Origin of the sequence: [Eubacterium] eligens ATCC 27750 (assembly GCF_000146185.1) — a bacterium.
Classification (GTDB): Bacteria; Bacillota; Clostridia; order Lachnospirales; family Lachnospiraceae; genus Lachnospira; species Lachnospira eligens.
Genome location: NC_012780.1, coordinates 561,447 through 578,053, shown reverse-complemented (window position 1 = coordinate 578,053; position 16,607 = coordinate 561,447). Strand labels below are relative to the sequence as shown.

The 16,607-nt window shown below is 36.0% G+C and carries 15 protein-coding genes; 14 read left to right on the top strand and 1 reads right to left on the bottom strand.

Going from position 1 to position 16,607, the window contains the following annotated elements; translation table 11 throughout:
- Positions 1-127 precede the first annotated feature (127 nt).
- The 12 genes from EUBELI_RS13145 to EUBELI_RS13090 all read left to right on the top strand — a co-directional run bounded on the left by EUBELI_RS13145 (position 128) and on the right by EUBELI_RS13090 (position 11,551).
- Positions 128-1,411: an O-acetylhomoserine aminocarboxypropyltransferase/cysteine synthase family protein gene (locus tag EUBELI_RS13145; protein WP_041688994.1), complete on the top strand. Its 1,284-nt coding sequence runs from the start codon at positions 128-130 to the stop codon at positions 1,409-1,411.
- A 204-nt stretch (positions 1,412-1,615) separates the two neighbouring features.
- Positions 1,616-2,152, top strand: a complete 537-nt coding sequence (locus tag EUBELI_RS13140; protein ID WP_012740875.1) for a helix-turn-helix domain-containing protein — start codon at positions 1,616-1,618, stop codon at positions 2,150-2,152.
- 17 nt (positions 2,153-2,169) lie between these two features.
- Complete coding sequence (locus EUBELI_RS13135) at positions 2,170-2,979, top strand: HipA domain-containing protein (protein WP_041688992.1); 810 nt, start codon at positions 2,170-2,172, stop codon at positions 2,977-2,979.
- 12 nt (positions 2,980-2,991) lie between these two features.
- The gene (locus tag EUBELI_RS13130) at positions 2,992-3,294 is read left to right on the top strand and encodes a Dabb family protein (RefSeq protein ID WP_012740873.1); all 303 of its coding nucleotides are present in this window, start codon (positions 2,992-2,994) and stop codon (positions 3,292-3,294) included.
- A 34-nt stretch (positions 3,295-3,328) separates the two neighbouring features.
- Positions 3,329-3,916 carry an HD domain-containing protein gene (locus EUBELI_RS13125; RefSeq protein WP_012740872.1) on the top strand — a complete coding sequence of 196 codons (588 nt, stop codon included), beginning with the start codon at positions 3,329-3,331 and terminating at the stop codon, positions 3,914-3,916.
- Positions 3,909-4,328 carry a hypothetical protein gene (locus EUBELI_RS13120; protein ID WP_012740871.1) on the top strand — a complete coding sequence of 140 codons (420 nt, stop codon included), beginning with the start codon at positions 3,909-3,911 and terminating at the stop codon, positions 4,326-4,328. The genes EUBELI_RS13125 and EUBELI_RS13120 overlap by 8 nt, the downstream gene beginning before the upstream one ends.
- A 538-nt stretch (positions 4,329-4,866) precedes the next feature.
- The gene (locus EUBELI_RS13115; protein ID WP_012740869.1) at positions 4,867-5,541 is read left to right on the top strand and encodes a PBECR4 domain-containing protein; all 675 of its coding nucleotides are present in this window, start codon (positions 4,867-4,869) and stop codon (positions 5,539-5,541) included.
- A 48-nt stretch (positions 5,542-5,589) separates the two neighbouring features.
- Positions 5,590-6,774, top strand: a complete 1,185-nt coding sequence (locus EUBELI_RS13110; protein ID WP_012740868.1) for a pyridoxal phosphate-dependent aminotransferase — start codon at positions 5,590-5,592, stop codon at positions 6,772-6,774.
- A 3-nt stretch (positions 6,775-6,777) separates the two neighbouring features.
- Entirely contained in the window at positions 6,778-7,992 is a 1,215-nt protein-coding gene (locus EUBELI_RS13105) for a VanZ family protein (RefSeq protein ID WP_012740867.1), read from the top strand.
- 136 nt (positions 7,993-8,128) lie between these two features.
- Positions 8,129-9,196, top strand: coding sequence for a mannonate dehydratase (gene uxuA, locus EUBELI_RS13100; RefSeq protein ID WP_041688990.1), 1,068 nt, complete (start codon positions 8,129-8,131; stop codon positions 9,194-9,196).
- Positions 9,197-9,235: 39 nt separating this feature from the next.
- Positions 9,236-10,843, top strand: a complete 1,608-nt coding sequence (locus EUBELI_RS13095; protein WP_041688988.1) for a mannitol dehydrogenase family protein — start codon at positions 9,236-9,238, stop codon at positions 10,841-10,843.
- 45 nt (positions 10,844-10,888) lie between these two features.
- On the top strand, positions 10,889-11,551 hold the full coding sequence (locus EUBELI_RS13090) for a GntR family transcriptional regulator (protein WP_012740864.1): 663 nt from the start codon (positions 10,889-10,891) through the stop codon (positions 11,549-11,551).
- Positions 11,552-11,604: 53 nt separating this feature from the next.
- On the opposite strand, the gene EUBELI_RS13085 is transcribed toward EUBELI_RS13090, so the two are convergent.
- Positions 11,605-12,816, bottom strand: coding sequence for a helix-turn-helix domain-containing protein (locus EUBELI_RS13085; protein ID WP_012740863.1), 1,212 nt, complete (start codon positions 12,814-12,816; stop codon positions 11,605-11,607).
- A 352-nt stretch (positions 12,817-13,168) separates the two neighbouring features.
- Here EUBELI_RS13085 and EUBELI_RS13080 point away from each other — a divergent pair, with 352 nt between their 5' ends.
- Both EUBELI_RS13080 and uidA read left to right on the top strand, forming a co-directional pair.
- The gene (locus EUBELI_RS13080; protein ID WP_012740862.1) at positions 13,169-14,569 is read left to right on the top strand and encodes an MFS transporter; all 1,401 of its coding nucleotides are present in this window, start codon (positions 13,169-13,171) and stop codon (positions 14,567-14,569) included.
- A 34-nt stretch (positions 14,570-14,603) separates the two neighbouring features.
- Complete coding sequence (uidA, locus tag EUBELI_RS13075; protein ID WP_012740861.1) at positions 14,604-16,439, top strand: beta-glucuronidase; 1,836 nt, start codon at positions 14,604-14,606, stop codon at positions 16,437-16,439.
- Positions 16,440-16,607: the final 168 nt, after the last annotated feature.

The following is a 16,607-nucleotide window of genomic DNA, read 5'->3' as shown; positions in this document are numbered from 1 at the left end:
TAGCATAATTGATATCATAACATATTATGTTAATAAATGTGTAGCCAGATTATTAAAATGTGCTGTTATATGTTTTGCGTTTGTGATATAATTCATGTCATGTAAACATATAAAGCCGGAGGGAAATATGGATAATTATTCAATTAACACAAAATGCGTCCAGGCAGGCTATACTCCTGGAAATGGTGAACCAAGACAGATTCCTATAATCCAGTCTACTACATTTAAGTATGATACAAGTGAGGATATGGGAAAACTTTTTGACCTTGAAGCAAGTGGATATTTCTACACAAGACTTCAGAATCCAACTAATGATTATGTGGCAGCTAAGATTGCAGCCCTTGAAGGTGGAAGTGCAGCAATGCTTACTTCATCAGGACAGGCAGCTAATTTCTTCGCTTTATTTAATATTTGCGAAGCTGGAAGCCATATAGTAGCATCATCTTCTATATATGGAGGAACATTTAACCTTATTGATGTTACTTTGAAGAAGATGGGAATTGAAGCAACATTTGTTGACCCTGACTGCACAGAGGAAGAACTTAATGCAGCGTTCAAGGACAACACAAGAGCAGTATTTGGTGAGACAATTGCCAATCCTGCACTTACAGTATTAGATATTGAGAAGTTTGCAAATGCAGCACATGCACACGGTGTACCACTTATCGTCGATAATACATTCCCAACACCAGTTAATTGCAGACCAATTGAATGGGGAGCAGATATTGTAACACATTCAACAACTAAATATATGGACGGACATGGAGCAGCAGTCGGTGGAGCTATTGTAGACAGCGGAAATTTTGACTGGATGGCACATGCAGACAAGTTCCCTGGACTCTGCACACCTGATGAATCATATCATGGAATTACATATGCCGAGAAGTTCGGTAAAGAAGGTGCGTTTATAACAAAATGTACTTCACAGCTTATGAGAGATTTAGGCTGCATACAGTCTCCACAGAATGCATTTATATTAAATCTTGGTCTTGAATCACTTCATGTGCGTATGCCAAGACATGTTGAAAACGGACAGGCTGTTGCAGAATTTCTTGAGAAGCAGGATAAGGTTGAATTCGTTAATTATCCGGGACTTCCTTCTAACAAGTACTATGAGACAGCTAAGAAGTACATGCCAGAAGGTGGCTGCGGAGTAGTTTCATTCGAGTTAAAGGGTGGAAGAGAGGCTGCAGAGAAGTTTATGAAGAATTTAAAGCTTGCAGCTATCGAAACTCATGTAGCAGATGCGAGAACATGCTGCCTTAACCCTGCAACATCAACACACAGACAGATGAATGATGAGCAGCTTAAAGCCGCTGGAATTCCAGCAGGACTTATACGTATCTCATGTGGCCTTGAGGATAAGAAGGATCTGATTGCGGATATTGCACAGGCGCTGGAGGCTATATAATTCTAATAGAGAATTAAAGTTACCAATAAATCTGGATAATTAAGAAATTGAAATGTTTTATATGAATAAAGTCGTTAAAATGATGAGATTATTACAAATAAAAGCCATCATTTTAACGACTTTTTGTTTACAATAAAATGTGTACATGGTACACTTGGGTTATGAAAAGTCATTATTTATCAAGGACTGAAAGGAAGTGACACAATGTTTGCATTAAAAGATTATATTACATCTGAGGATATTAAGAATCTGCGAAAGAATCTTGGACTGACACAGAAAGAATTTGCCAGTCTTGTAGGAACATCGAAACCGACAATAGAACGATGGGAAAAAGAAAATGCTAAGATTACAGGTCCAATTGTTTTACTTTCTAAGATGATTAATGATTATCCTGATTATGTGAACAGACTGATAATACCGGAGAAAGAATTTCCTGTCAGAATGTTTTATATGTATAAGGATGACATCTGTACACTGATAGATGTTGATGACGCAAAGCAGCTTGTGAGAATAAAGAATTATACAGACAAGCTGATGTTTCGTGCATTTGGCGTTAATGAAAATCCTGATTACAATGACTATAAGGAATTTCTTGAGTCAAGATGTTTTCCAAGAACAAGAGATAAGATGAAGCTTGTGCTGGAGGATATCGGACTTCCGTTTTATGACACATTTATGATAATAGAAAAGACGCAGGGGCGTATGGCAGAGGACGATTTCTGGATAAGAATAGAGAAGTAGATGATGGAGGAATGTTTATGGTTGAACTTTTTAAACAGAATATAAAAACCAATATCAGACAGTCATCTAAGGGAAACCAGTTAAAATGGGAAAACGAAGGTACATGGTATAAAGCTGATTATACCGGATATGAAGGGTTAGCGGAATATGTTATATCACATTTATTAAAGTATACCAATCTTAATGAAGACGAGTATGTATTATATGAACCAGAACAGATTAAATATAAAAGACAGATATATAAGGGTGTCAGGAGCAGAACTTTTATAGATGGCGACTGGCAGATAATTACATTGGAGAGACTATTTAAAAATGTATATAATGAAAGTCTTACAAGTGTTTTGTGGCATATGAGTGATGTGAAGGAAAGGCTTGAATTTCTTGTAAATGCTATAAAGAATATAACAGGTCTTAATAATTGGGGTGAGTATATATGCAGACTATTTACAATAGACGCATTTTTCCTAAATGAGGACAGGTATATGCATAATATTGCTGTCTTGATGAATGGAAAAGGTGATTATAAATATTGTCCGGTGTTTGATAATGGTGCAGGGCTTCTGTCAGATACAACAATGGATTATCCAATGGAACAGGATATATATCAGATGATATCAGAAGTTAAGAGCAAGAGCGTAAGTCAGAATTTTGATGAGCAGCTTGATGTGGCCGAAAATTTATACGGACAGAATCTGCAATTTCTATTTACTAAAAAGAATGTAAGCGATATAGTTAATAATGCAGATACGTATCCACCGGAAGAAAGAAAAAGGGTGGAGTTAATCATATACAGTCAGATGAACAAGTACAAATATTTATTTAGATAAGGAGCAATTATTATGGTAAAGCATGTTATTTTATGGAAATTAAAGGATGAGCTTGCAGGAGAAGAAAAAGAGCAGGTTAAGGCAGGTATTAAGAAAGGACTAGAAGGTCTTGCAGGACAGATTCCAGGACTTATAGAGGTAAAAGTAAGAACAGAGTGTCTTCCAAGTTCTACAGCAGATGTAATGTTAGACACAACATTTGACAGCGTGGAAAGTTTAAAGGGTTATGCCGTACATCCTAAGCATGTAGCAGTTGCAGACAGCAAGGTAAGACCTTACACAGCAGTAAGGTCATGCATGGATTACGAAATATAGTAATTAACTAACAGCAATATTGGAGGAACTAACAATGGAACATATTTCAAGAAATGATGCATTTGAATTACTTAAAAAGTACAATATAGACCCTTTTCACATCCAGCATGCATTAACAGTTGAAGCTGTTATGAAATGGTATGCTAATGAACTTGGTTATGGAGAAGATGCAGAGTACTGGGGAATTGTAGGGCTTCTTCATGATATTGATTTTGAGCTTTATCCTGAACAGCATTGTATCAAAGCACCAGAACTTTTAAGAGAGGGCGGCGTATCAGAAGATATAATTCATGGAGTAGTTTCTCATGGCTATGGAATTACAGTTGATGTTGCACCTGAGCATGAGATGGAAAAAGTGCTTTTTGCAGCAGACGAGCTTACAGGACTTATATGGGCAGCGGCACTTATGCGTCCATCAAAGAGTACTAAGGACATGGAGCTTAAGTCATTAAAGAAGAAATATAAGAGCAAGGGCTTTGCAGCAGGCTGTTCAAGAGAAGTAATTGAGCGTGGAGCAGAGCAGCTTGGCTGGGGACTTGATGAACTTCTGACGAAGACTCTTGCAGCAATGGCAGCCTCAGAAGACACTATTAATGAAGAGATGGAGAAGGAAAATGTTTAATACTCCAACAGATTGTTACAATTATATAATTGAGAATGACCTTGAAATGCCAGTGCTTGGTGCAATGATGAATCATGTTGGCGGATATTCAATAGCAGAGATTGCGGACGGAAGATTCCATAACAGAGACGAAGCAGTCTCATTTTCATCACCAGGTTATAAGATAAACATTCCTGTTACTGATGATGAAATAGTTACGGCAGTGCTTAATGGGCTGTATGTAAGTGCATTTATATCAAGAAATCAGGATAAGTACCAGATTCATTTTCTTGTATCGGGATATCCTGTCGATATGAAATGCCGTTACGAGGAGCATATTGCAAAAGGCGTGGTAAAATACATGATAATGTCTACTATTGTTGCATGCAGATTAGACAGCGAGAAAAAGCTGAAAGAATATATAGCAGATTAAATAAGAGAGCCAGGATATACGGACTGACAATGGGGTTGAAGTTCGTATATACCGGCTCTCTTTATGAGGGGGAAAAATGTTTTTCAAACATCCGATGGCTGCTGCATTGGGAGATTAGACAGCCATCTTTTTTATGAAAAAGTTTGTCTGTTGTCTTTCGACATTGTTTATATTAAATGGGAAATGTGAAAATGAGTTGGAAAGTTTGTGAGAATTTTGTGAACAGTGATATTATTTGATAAAAATAATAAAAATTGTAAAAAACAAGTTGATAATTTTCCAAACTCTGAGTATAATAATAGTACCAAGAGAGAAATCTCTTCCTGATGACAGGACATGAAGCATAAGGTGTTTGCTTCCGTTGCACTGGCAACGTAAAAACTTTGCATTTACTCTTAAGCATAGAGGATAATCAAGCCAGACGGGTGAGAAGCCTGTGATTTTGGTGGCAAAGCACCATAATGAAACCAGTTTTTAAAGATTTGAGTTATTGAGGAACCTTCGGTGGGAAGGTTCCTCTTTTACATTAAGGAGAATTATGAAGTATAAAATACAGAATACAAGAATGCTGAGTCCAACAGAATTATTAACGATATTGTGTAAAAGTGCAAAATTGTATTCAGAGTATGCAGATACTACTTTATTATTTATATTTAGAGAAAAAAAGTCAGATGTATATGATTATTATGAAGTAAGATATGGAAAAAATAATTTTATGCATCTGGCAGGAATTAAAAGCGAAACATTGAGTGCGACAGCATTTTATGAGGCTTGTGAAAAGCAAATAATAAAAAGAGAAGATTGTAAACCAAGAAGAGATTCAAATACTATGTATGCAAAAGCAGCTGTTATGGAACAGATGTTGAATTTGCGAAACAGCAAGTGTTATAAGATAGGCGCAAAAGATTTGGTGACGCGGTATAATGATTTTGAAATGGCTACAGGTAATGAATGTGGAGTAATCGGGTATGATTCAAGGATAAAGAAAAAAGGAACGCAGATTGTGGACAATACCAAAGTCCCGATTCCAACTACATTATTGAATAATCCTATTACAGCTTATTGTACAAGACCACAGAAAATAATGTTTATTCTGCAGAAATATGAGGGAGAGAGTACATATAATAAATTATTTTATGAAATAAAGAAAGACTTGTTTCAAACAGAGAAAGAGTTCTTTTCAGATGAATTAAAAAAATTAATAACAATGTAGTATCAACTACAATTAAAATATCGTATAGAATAAGGAGGACACATTTACATGAAAGAGTTAAGTAACAGATCAGCAAATTTTACAGACTCTGTCATCAGAAGAATGACAAGAGTTGCTAATAAATATGGTGCAGTTAATTTATCACAGGGATTTCCTGATTTTGACCCACCAAAGGCTATAACAGACAGGCTTGCAAGAGTTGCAGGCGAAGGACCTCATCAGTATGCATTGACATGGGGAGCTAAGAATTTCAGAGATGCAGTTGCTAAGAAATATGAACATTTTTCTGGTGTTAAGATTGACCCTGAGACAGAGATTGTTGTCACATGCGGAAGTACAGAGGCAATGATGGCTACAATGCTTAGTATTATTAATCCGGGTGACAAGGTTGTAATATTCTCGCCTTTTTATGAGAATTACGGTGCAGATACAATTCTTTCAGGCGCAGAGCCGATATATGTTCCATTAGTTCCACCAGAATTTCATTTTGATAAGGAAAAGTTAGAAGATGCATTCAGACAGGGCGCTAAGGCATTAATTCTGTGTAATCCTTCCAACCCATGCGGTAAGGTGTTTACAATGGAGGAAATGCAGACAATTGCTGAACTTGCTAAGAAATATGACGCATATGTTGTTACAGATGAAGTGTATGAGCATATTGTGTATGCACCTAATAAGCATATTTACATGCAGTCGCTTGAGGGCATGAGAGAAAGAACGATAGTGTGCAATTCGCTGTCTAAGACATACTCAATAACAGGCTGGAGATTAGGTTATGTTATTGCTAACCCACAGATAATCGACAGAGTTAAAAAGGTACATGATTTCCTTACAGTTGGTGCAGCCGCACCATTGATGGAGGCAGCAGTTGTGGGATTAGAGTTTGGTGATGGCTATTATGATGAACTTGCCGCACATTATGCACATATGAAAGAGGTATTTGTAGGCGGTCTTAAGAAGCTGGGATTAAAATACACAGACCCACAGGGGGCATATTATGTGCTTGTTGATGTGAGTGAATTCGGAGTTAAAGATGATGTGAAGTTCTGCGAATGGATGGCACAGTTCGTTGGTGTGGCGGCAGTTCCGGGGTCAAGCTTTTTCAGGGAAGATGTGCATAATCTTGTTAGATTTCATTTTGCAAAGCAGGACGATACACTTAATGAAGCAATAAAGAGACTGGCAACACTTAAAGAAAAAGCGATTAATGCCAAGAATGTGGACTGGAGATAATTCATGGAAATATACTTAAAACCGATAATTTCAGCGTGTTATGTGTTCCCGGTTCTTGCCGTGCTTTTCACACTGCCATATATAATATACGAATATCATAAATATGGCTCAATACTTGTAATAAGAACAGGGGTTGTGTACACATTTATATTCTACATGCTTACCTCATATTTTATGACAGTGCTTCCGCTGCCTCCGATTGATTCAGTGACACCGGATTCGGCATGTATGCTGTTGGTGCCATTTGACGCAGTAAGAAGAGTTGTTGCTACTGTGAATATTACTTTATCGAATCCGGCAACATATATTAATCTGTTCAAATGTGGTGACTTCTGGCAGATTGCTTTCAATATTCTGCTGTTAGTGCCATTTGGTGTGTATCTGAGATACTATTTTAAGAGAAAATGGTGGCAGGTGCTTATAATGTCATTCTGCTACAGCCTGTTTTTTGAGCTTACGCAGTTGTCAGGCTTGTATGGAATATATCCTTATCCATACAGATTCTTTGAAGTGGACGATCTGATATGTAACACACTTGGAGGAATGGTGGGCTTCTGGGTTGCGCCGGCGGTTGTTTTCATGCTTCCAAAGCGTGACAGAATGGATGAGGTTGCTTACAACAGAGGACAGATTGTGTCGGAATTCAGAAGAATAATAGCATGGGCGTTGGATATGCTTGTGATAATGGCTCCGGTTGCCGTATTTTTTGCAATAGATAAAGAAAAGTTTATGAATGCTGTGTACGATGTAAGATATCTGGTTGTCATAGCTGTATATATAGTTATTGCATTTACAATAGTTACAGCAGTTACTAAGGGAAGAACTATAGGCAAGGCACTTGTTAATATAAGACTAGTGAGGGCAGAGAGCAAGAAAAGAGATAATAAGGCTGCTGATTACGAAGCTGAGAATATTGAGGCTGATACTCACAGGAGAGTGAATGTTTTCAGGCTTATGGGAAGATATTTTATTCTGTATGTTTTAAGCCTGCCTTCTCCTGTATATGCATATAATCTTTATCATGTGGCACTTAAGGCTTATGGGTGGAGATTCTCTGTCAGTATAGCAGTATGTGTATTGTGCCTTATGGTTACGGCATATTTTGCGATAGATTTCATATTATGTCTGTTCAGCAGTACACGGCAGATGTTCTATGACAGGGTGATGGGAATTACTCATGTCAATATGGTGAAGCAGAAGGAAAAGATATCAAAATAAATTGAAAAACATAACAAAATAAACTCAAAAAATACATTGACATGTTAGAACTGACATGTTAGTATACACATAGCAAATAATTATGCAAATATGGTACAGAATAATAATGTTGTTATGTAAAAGGAGGATTTTTGTTATGGATATGACATTGAGATGGTATGGACCAGGATACGACAGCGTAACACTTAAGCAGATCAGACAGATTCCAGGCGTAAAGAATGTTATTACAACGCTTTTTGGTAAGCAGGCTGGGGAGCGGTGGCTTCCAGAGGAAATAGCGGAGCTTAAAAGGATTGTTGAAGATGCCGGGTTGGGAATCGCTGGTATTGAATCTGTTAATGTGTCAGATGATATTAAGATTGGCACAGCTAAGGCAGATGAGCACATTGACAATTATATAAAGACTTTGCAGGCTCTTGGAGAAGCGGATATTCATGTGGTATGTTACAATTTTATGCCTGTATTTGACTGGACACGATCAGAACTTGCAAGAGAAAGAGCTGATGGTTCAACGGTGCTTGCATATAATCAGGATACAGTTGATATGATTGATCCGGAGCATATGAAGGAATCAGTTGCAAAGATGTCTAATGGATTCGTAATGCCAGGATGGGAACCAGAGCGTCTTGACAGATTAAAAGAACTTTTTGAAATGTATAAAGATGTTGACGCAGAGAAACTGTTTAATAATCTGGTATATTTTCTGGAAGCAATTGGTCCGGTATGTGAGAAGTATGATATAAAGATGGGTATTCATCCGGATGATCCTGCGTGGCCTATATTTGGACTTCCAAGAATTATGACAGGTAAGGATTCTGTTACAAAACTTCTTGATGCTGTAAATAAACCATATAACGGAATAACACTTTGTACGGGTTCATTTGGCTCTAACCAGAATAATGATATTTGTGAGATTATCAAGGCGTGCAGAGGAAGAATACCATTTGCACATGTGAGAAACCTTAAATATAATTCACCTAGGGATTTTGAAGAAGCAGCACATTTATCATCTGATGGTTCTATGGATATGTATAAGATTATGAAAACATTATATGATACAGGTTTTGACGGCATTATAAGACCTGACCATGGAAGAATGATATGGGATGAGGTGGCTATGCCAGGTTATGGTTTATATGACAGGGCTTTAGGTGCAACATACCTTAATGGCTTATGGGAAGCTATTGATAAATCATCAAAGTAATTATTAACATTGGGTTTTTATGACATAATGGAGGATATTATGAAACTTTCAATAAATGGTATTAAGAATACGACAGATTGGGAAAAGGCTGGCATAAAGCTGCCTTCATATGATGTTGAAAAGGTTGCAGAGGATACAAAAAAGTCACCTGTATGGGTACATTTTGGTATTGGCAATATTTTCAGGATATTCATTGGTGGAATTGCAGATTCATTATTAGAACAAGGAGTTTCAGATAAAGGCATTACATGTGTTGAAACATTTGACTTCGATGTAGTAGATAAAATATATAAGCCATTTGATAATCTTGTTATGGCTGTTACATTGAAGGAGGATGGAAATACAGAAAAAAAGGTACTTGGTTCACTTACAGAAGCTATTAAGGCACAATCATATTCGCAGAAGGAATGGGAAAGATTAAAGGAGATATTTGCTGACCCTGGGCTTCAGATGGTGTCATTTACTATTACAGAAAAAGGTTATGCGTTGAAGGATTCTAAAGGAGAGTTTTTTTCTTTTATCAGGGAAGACATTGATAATGGACCAGAAAAAGCAACATCAGCAATGGCAGTAACAGCAGCACTTTTGTATGAACGTTTTAAAGCCTGTAAGGCACCGATTGCAGTTGTATCAATGGATAACTGCTCACATAACGGAGAGAAACTTAGAAATTCGATAACCGAGATGGTAAGTGAGTGGAATAAAAAAGGATTTGTTGGTAATGATTTTGTTGATTATGTGAATAATGAAGAGCTTGTATCATTTCCATGGTCTATGATTGATAAAATTACACCAAGACCAGCAGATAGTGTTGCTAAAGCATTAGAGGAAGCAGGTGTTGAGGATATGAGTCCGGTGATAACATCTAAGAAGACATATATTGCACCATTTGTAAATGCTGAAGGACCACAGTATCTTGTAATAGAAGACAGGTTCCCTAATGGCAGACCTCAGCTTGAAAAAGCAGGTGTGTTTATGACTGATAGACAGACAGTTAATAAGGTTGAGCGTATGAAAGTAACAACCTGCCTTAATCCGTTACACACAGCCTTAGCAGTATATGGCTGCTTATTAGGATATAATCTGATTGCTGATGAAATGAAAGACAAGGAACTTTCAGAGCTTGTGAGACGAATTGGGTTATCTGAGGGAATGCCTGTGGTAATTAATCCGGAGATAATTTCACCACAGAAGTTTGTGGATGAAGTTCTTAATGTAAGAATACCTAATCCTTTTATGCCTGATACACCGCAAAGAATAGCGACAGATACTTCACAGAAGGTAGGAATACGGTATGGTGAAACAATTAAGTCATATGTTGCAAAGGACGGAAGTGCCAAAGAATTAATAGCGATTCCATTGGCAATTGCAGGATGGTGCAGATATCTTCTTGGAATTGATGATAATGGCGAAAGCTTCGAATTGTCTCCAGATCCGATGGCAGATGAATTAAAGAAGCATTTATCAGGTATAAAAATAGGTGACATATCATCTTATACAGGACAGCTTAAGAATTTATTGTCAAATGCTAATATATTTGGTATAAATTTATATGAAGCAGGAATTGGCGATAAAATAGAAGAGATGTTTGTTGAAGAGATAGCAGGAAAGGGTGCTATAAGAAATACACTTAAAAAATACCTTTAATATATATAACAAGCAGGCTCATAGTATAAGAAAGGCCGCAGGGTTATGGAAAAATCATTAAACGAAGACACATACGAAAAATTAAAATACGATATCATGAATTTCAAGCTTGTACCGGGAGATTCAATAAGTGCACAGAAGATAGCTGTAAGGTATAATGTTTCGAGAACACCGGCAAGAGAGGCAATTGTTAATCTTGAAAAGGAGGGACTTCTCAAAATAATACCTCAGTCAGGCACATATGTTGCAAGTATTAATTGCAGACGTTTTGAACAGGAATGGTTTGTCAGAAAAAGTCTTGAAGTGGGTATGGTAGACCCGGTTTTTGAGCATGTCAGCAATGAGATGCTTGATAAGATGGAAGAATTAAACAGCCGTCTCATTAATTATGATAAATGTAACGAAAAAGTTCCAAGGATTGAAATCGATAATGCTTTTCATGAACTTATATATGAAAGCTCAGGAGAACAGCTTGCTGCTAATATAATTAAAATGCAGATGAGTCATTATAACAGAATACGTTTCTTAGCAGAGCTTAATAGTTCTATTAGTGTTAAAACTAATGAGGAACATGAAATGCTTATAGATGCAATAAGGAAAAAAGATAAAAGAATGTATCTTCGTGTTATTAAAGGACATATTAACAGAATTTTTAATGAGATTGATAAGTTAAGAATAATTTATCCTGATTATTTTGAAAACAATTAAAAACAACCATCTGGATACCGGAAATCAACAGGTATCCAGATGGTTGTTTTTATTTATTGAATCATTTCTCTATATTGAGAAGGAGTCATGTTTTTGATTTTTTTGAAAAGCTTGGTGAAATAATTAACATCTGTAATTCCACATTGTACAGCAATGTCCTGTATAGGAAGCTTGGTTGTATTGAGCAGGTAGATAGCGTGTTCAATACGTTTATTATTAACAAAATTAGTGAGCGTTGAGCCGGTTTCACGTTTAAACAGAGAAGATACATAACTGCTGTTTAAAGCAAATTCAGCAGAAATAGTATTAAGGCTGAGATCATCAGTAAGGTTAAACGAGATATAATTAATAATATTTTGGACAGGTTTGCTATATTTTCTTAAAGAATAAGATTGAACAAGCAGACAATATTTACGCGTGATTTCATTTTCCAGGGTTTCAAGCTGGGCAATTGTGGTACAGGATTCTATCCTGATAGCAAATTTGCGTGATATCTCATCAAGATGAATAGGATGAACATATGCTGATTGGGCAGCTTTCCTGCAAAGGGTATTAAGAATTATCATGAAATTCTTTCTATCGCGGATTGAATCTGACAGGCGGGGCTTAATTCCAGATGAATTAAGATGAGCAAGCTTGTCAATTGATTCAAAATCACCATGAGCAACATATTCCATCAGAAGAGATTCATCATTATAGCGTTGTTCTAGAACCTCAATGGATTGCTTTGTCGGTTCGGGGGTATAATCATTGTACATGTATTCAGAAGCATTTTTATTAAGAAAATGTTTTTTCTCAAGTGTGTAACTGCTCCATAATTTACTACATAAACAGTTTATAATTGCTTCTATACATCGTTCATCTGCAAATACCGGGAGTGCGGCATAATAAAGCTGCATAAAATCAGTAAATCTTGGTGGTATTGAATTGTATGAACATAAATCATCAATTCTTTGATTGGTAAACTTTTCAAATGAAAAAGGTCCGGCAAAGAAAGCTTTTTTTGAGTCGGGCAATTTAATATATATATAATCACAAGCGAAACTGTCATGAATCAGAAGAATTGTATTATTTTTGCCAGAACAGTTAATAAAGTCCTGAAATGTTTCTTTATGATTAATTAAAAATGCATCACTGAGGATAGTTTTTCTTAATTCACCATCATATCTGTCATCCCAGAGAAATGGTGTGTCAATTATATAAGATGGGATTTTTATCTTAGATAATAGTTCCATGGTGTAGTCCAGATATACTTTATAGTCCATATAAACCTCCAATCTCTATCAGTTTTTATTACTATATTATAATAACAGAAGAAAACAAAAATTCAAAGCATAAAAATAAACTGACATGTCATGCTGACTGATGCTAACATGTTACAGAACTAATACTGACATGTTAGTAATGATTTGATTTTTTATAGTACAATTTTTGCCATAAAAAATGTATGGGTAAAAATAATACTAGATATACTAAAATCTGTAATAACGGGTATGTTATTTATAGGTTAATATAAAGACATAGAAAAGAGAGCACATAATAGTGCACATAATATTTAAGGACGGTCTTTAAAGAAAAAATATCTATAATATTTAATAAAGTGATGGAGGTTTTATTATGACAGATAACAATGGAAAGGTGAGGCCATTTGGTATAAAAGACAAGCTTGGTTATATGTTTGGTGATTTCGGTAACGATTTTACTTTTTTGTTATCAGCTATGTTTTTGTTGAAGTTTTATACTGATGTTATGGGGGTTTCAGCAGCACTGGTCGGTCTTATGATGATGGCGGCAAGATTTGTTGATGCTATAACTGATGTAACAATGGGACAGATAGTTGACAGGAGCAGACCGGGAAAGAAAGGCAAATTTGCACCATGGCTCAGACGAATGTGCGGTCCTGTTGCGTTAGCATCATTTCTGATGTATGCGACATGGTTTAAAGATATGCCGATGGGATTTAAGATTTTCTGGATGTTTTTTACTTACCTTCTTTGGGGAAGTATATGCTACACAGGAATTAATATTCCTTATGGTTCAATGGCATCAGCGATTTCAGACAATCCGACAGACAGAACTTCTCTTTCTAACTGGAGAACAATAGGAGCTACACTTGCTCAGACTGCGATAGGAGTTGTATTACCACTTGTAGTGTATTATACAGATGAAGCAGGAAATTCAGTATTATCCGGTCAGAAAATGATGCTTGGTGCTTTGGTATGTTCAATAGGAGCCGTAATCTGCTATATGCTTTGCTACAAAATGACAACGGAAAGAGTTAAGGTTGGACAGAACACACAGAAATTCTCGTTTGGAGAGCTTATAAAGGAACTTGCCCATAATAGATCTTTAATAGGCATTATAGTATGTGCATTGGTATTTTTACTTGCACAGTTATCATTAAGTAACATGAACGCATATATTTATCCAAATTATTTTGGCAATATAAAAGCAATGTCGATTGCAAGTCTTTCAGGAACAATAGTAATACTTTTACTTTCAACATTTATTACAAAGCTTGCATCAAAAATTGGAAAGAAAGAATTGTCAGTTATAGGATGTATTATCAGTGCAGCTTCATTTATAACATTATTTATAATTCACACACATAATGTATGGATTTGGATAGCTTTAATAATTATAGCAACAATCGGTACTTCAATGTTTAACATGGTTATATGGGCTATGATTACGGATGTTATCGATGAATCAGAAGTTCAGAATGGTGTACGTCAGGATGGTACAATTTACTCAGTATATTCATTTGCAAGAAAGTTAGGACAGGCATGTTCATCAGGTTTAGCGGGCGTACTTCTTTCGATTGTTGGTTATACAACAGCTACAGCATTTGATCCTAAGGTTATTGACGGAATCTACAATGTGACATGTCTTATGCCGGCAGCCGGAATGACATTATTATTGCTTGCATTAATATTCTTATATCCTTTGAATAAAAAGAGAGTAGAAGCAAATGCAGCTAAGTTAAAAGAAATAAGAGCAACTAGGGAACAGCAGTAAAAATATTATAAATATAAATCAGGAGGAATTAATTATGTTATATCCAGTTTTAACACAGTCAAGATTATTAAGCGATTTAAGCGGAGTTTGGGATTTTAAGTTAGATAATGGAAAAGGTTTTGAAGAAAAATGGTATGAGAAACCTTTGAAAGATGCGGATACAATGCCTGTGCCAGCTTCTTATAATGATCTTAAGGAGGGAACAGATTTCAGGGATCATTATGGATGGGTATTTTATCAGAGAAATATATCAGTTCCAGAATATGTAAAGAGCCAGAGAATTGTATTACGTTGTGCGGCAGTTACACATTATGCCATGATATATCTCAATGGCAAACTGATATGTGAGCATAAAGGAGGATTTCTTCCATTTGAAGTAGAATTAAATGATGATTTACAGGATGGTGATAATCTCCTTACCATTGCGGTTAATAATGTTATTGATTACACAACTCTGCCAGTTGGTGGTAAGGCTAACATGATGAGTGGAATGATGGGTGGCATGGGTGCAGGTGCATCTGACAAACCACAGAACAATCCTAATTTTGATTTCTTTAATTATTGTGGAATTACAAGACCTGTAAAAATCTATACTACACCTGAGACATATATCAATGATATTACAGTTACAGCTGATATTGATTTCACAAAAGAAGAACCATCGGCAGTACTTAATTACAATGTTGAAATTAAAGGAAAAGATTACAACAACATAACATGTAAAGTTGAATTATTTGATGAAGAAGGCACAAAGCTTTCAGAAACAGAAGGCTCAGAAGGCACATTTGAGATAAGTAATGTAAGATTATGGCAGCCATTAAATGCTTATCTTTATAAGATAAAGGTAACAGCAGGACAGGATGTGTATACACTTCCATATGGTGTAAGAAGTGTAAGAGTAGATGGTACAAAGTTTTTAATTAATGAAAAGCCATTTTATTTTAAAGGCTACGGAAAGCACGAAGATACATTTCCTAATGGCCGTGGAATAAATCTGCCTATGAATACAAAGGATATATCAATTATGAAGTGGCAGCATGCTAACAGCTTCAGAACAAGTCATTATCCTTATAGCGAGGAGATGATGAGACTTTGTGATGAAGAAGGTATTGTTGTTATTGATGAAACAACAGCAGTAGGAGTCAATCTTCAGTTCGGTGGAGGAGCTAATTTTGGTGGAGAGAGAATAGGAACATTTGATAAGGAGCATGGAGTGCAGACACAGGAACACCATAAGGACGTTATCCGTGATTTGATATCAAGAGATAAGAACCATGCATGTGTTGTTATGTGGAGCATAGCTAATGAACCTGATTCAGCAGCAGAAGGTGCATATGACTATTTTAAGCCTTTATATGATCTTGCAAGAGAATTAGATCCTCAGAAACGACCATGTACATTAGTAAGTGTTCAGGGAACAACTGCTGATACAGACTGCTCATCTCAATTAAGTGATGTAATCTGTCTTAACAGATATTATGGATGGTATTTTGGTGGTCCTGATCTTGAGGTGTCAGAGATTGGACTTCGTAAAGAACTTTCAGACTGGGGTAAACTTGGAAAGCCTGTTATGTTCACAGAATATGGAGCTGATACAGTGAGCGGACTCCATGATACAACATCTGTAATGTATACAGAAGAATATCAGGTAGAATATTATGAGATGAATAATAAAGTATTTGATGAATTCGACTTTGTTGTAGGTGAACAGGCATGGAACTTCGCAGACTTTGCAACAAGCCAGAGCCTGTTAAGAGTACAAGGCAATAAGAAGGGACTGTTTACAAGAGACAGAAAACCAAAGATGGTTGCACACTACTTCCGTAACAGATGGAGCACAATTCCTGAATTTGGTTATAAGACCAAATAAATCAGTATAATAAAAATGTCATACCAAAGCTGCCACTTTATAGTAAATGAGTGGCAGCTTTTATAATGTGGATATTTATGAAAATTTCGTAAACAGATAAAAATCTATATACTATGTAAATAATTAATGATATTATAGTTAAATAAATTAATGGTCAGTATATGTGTG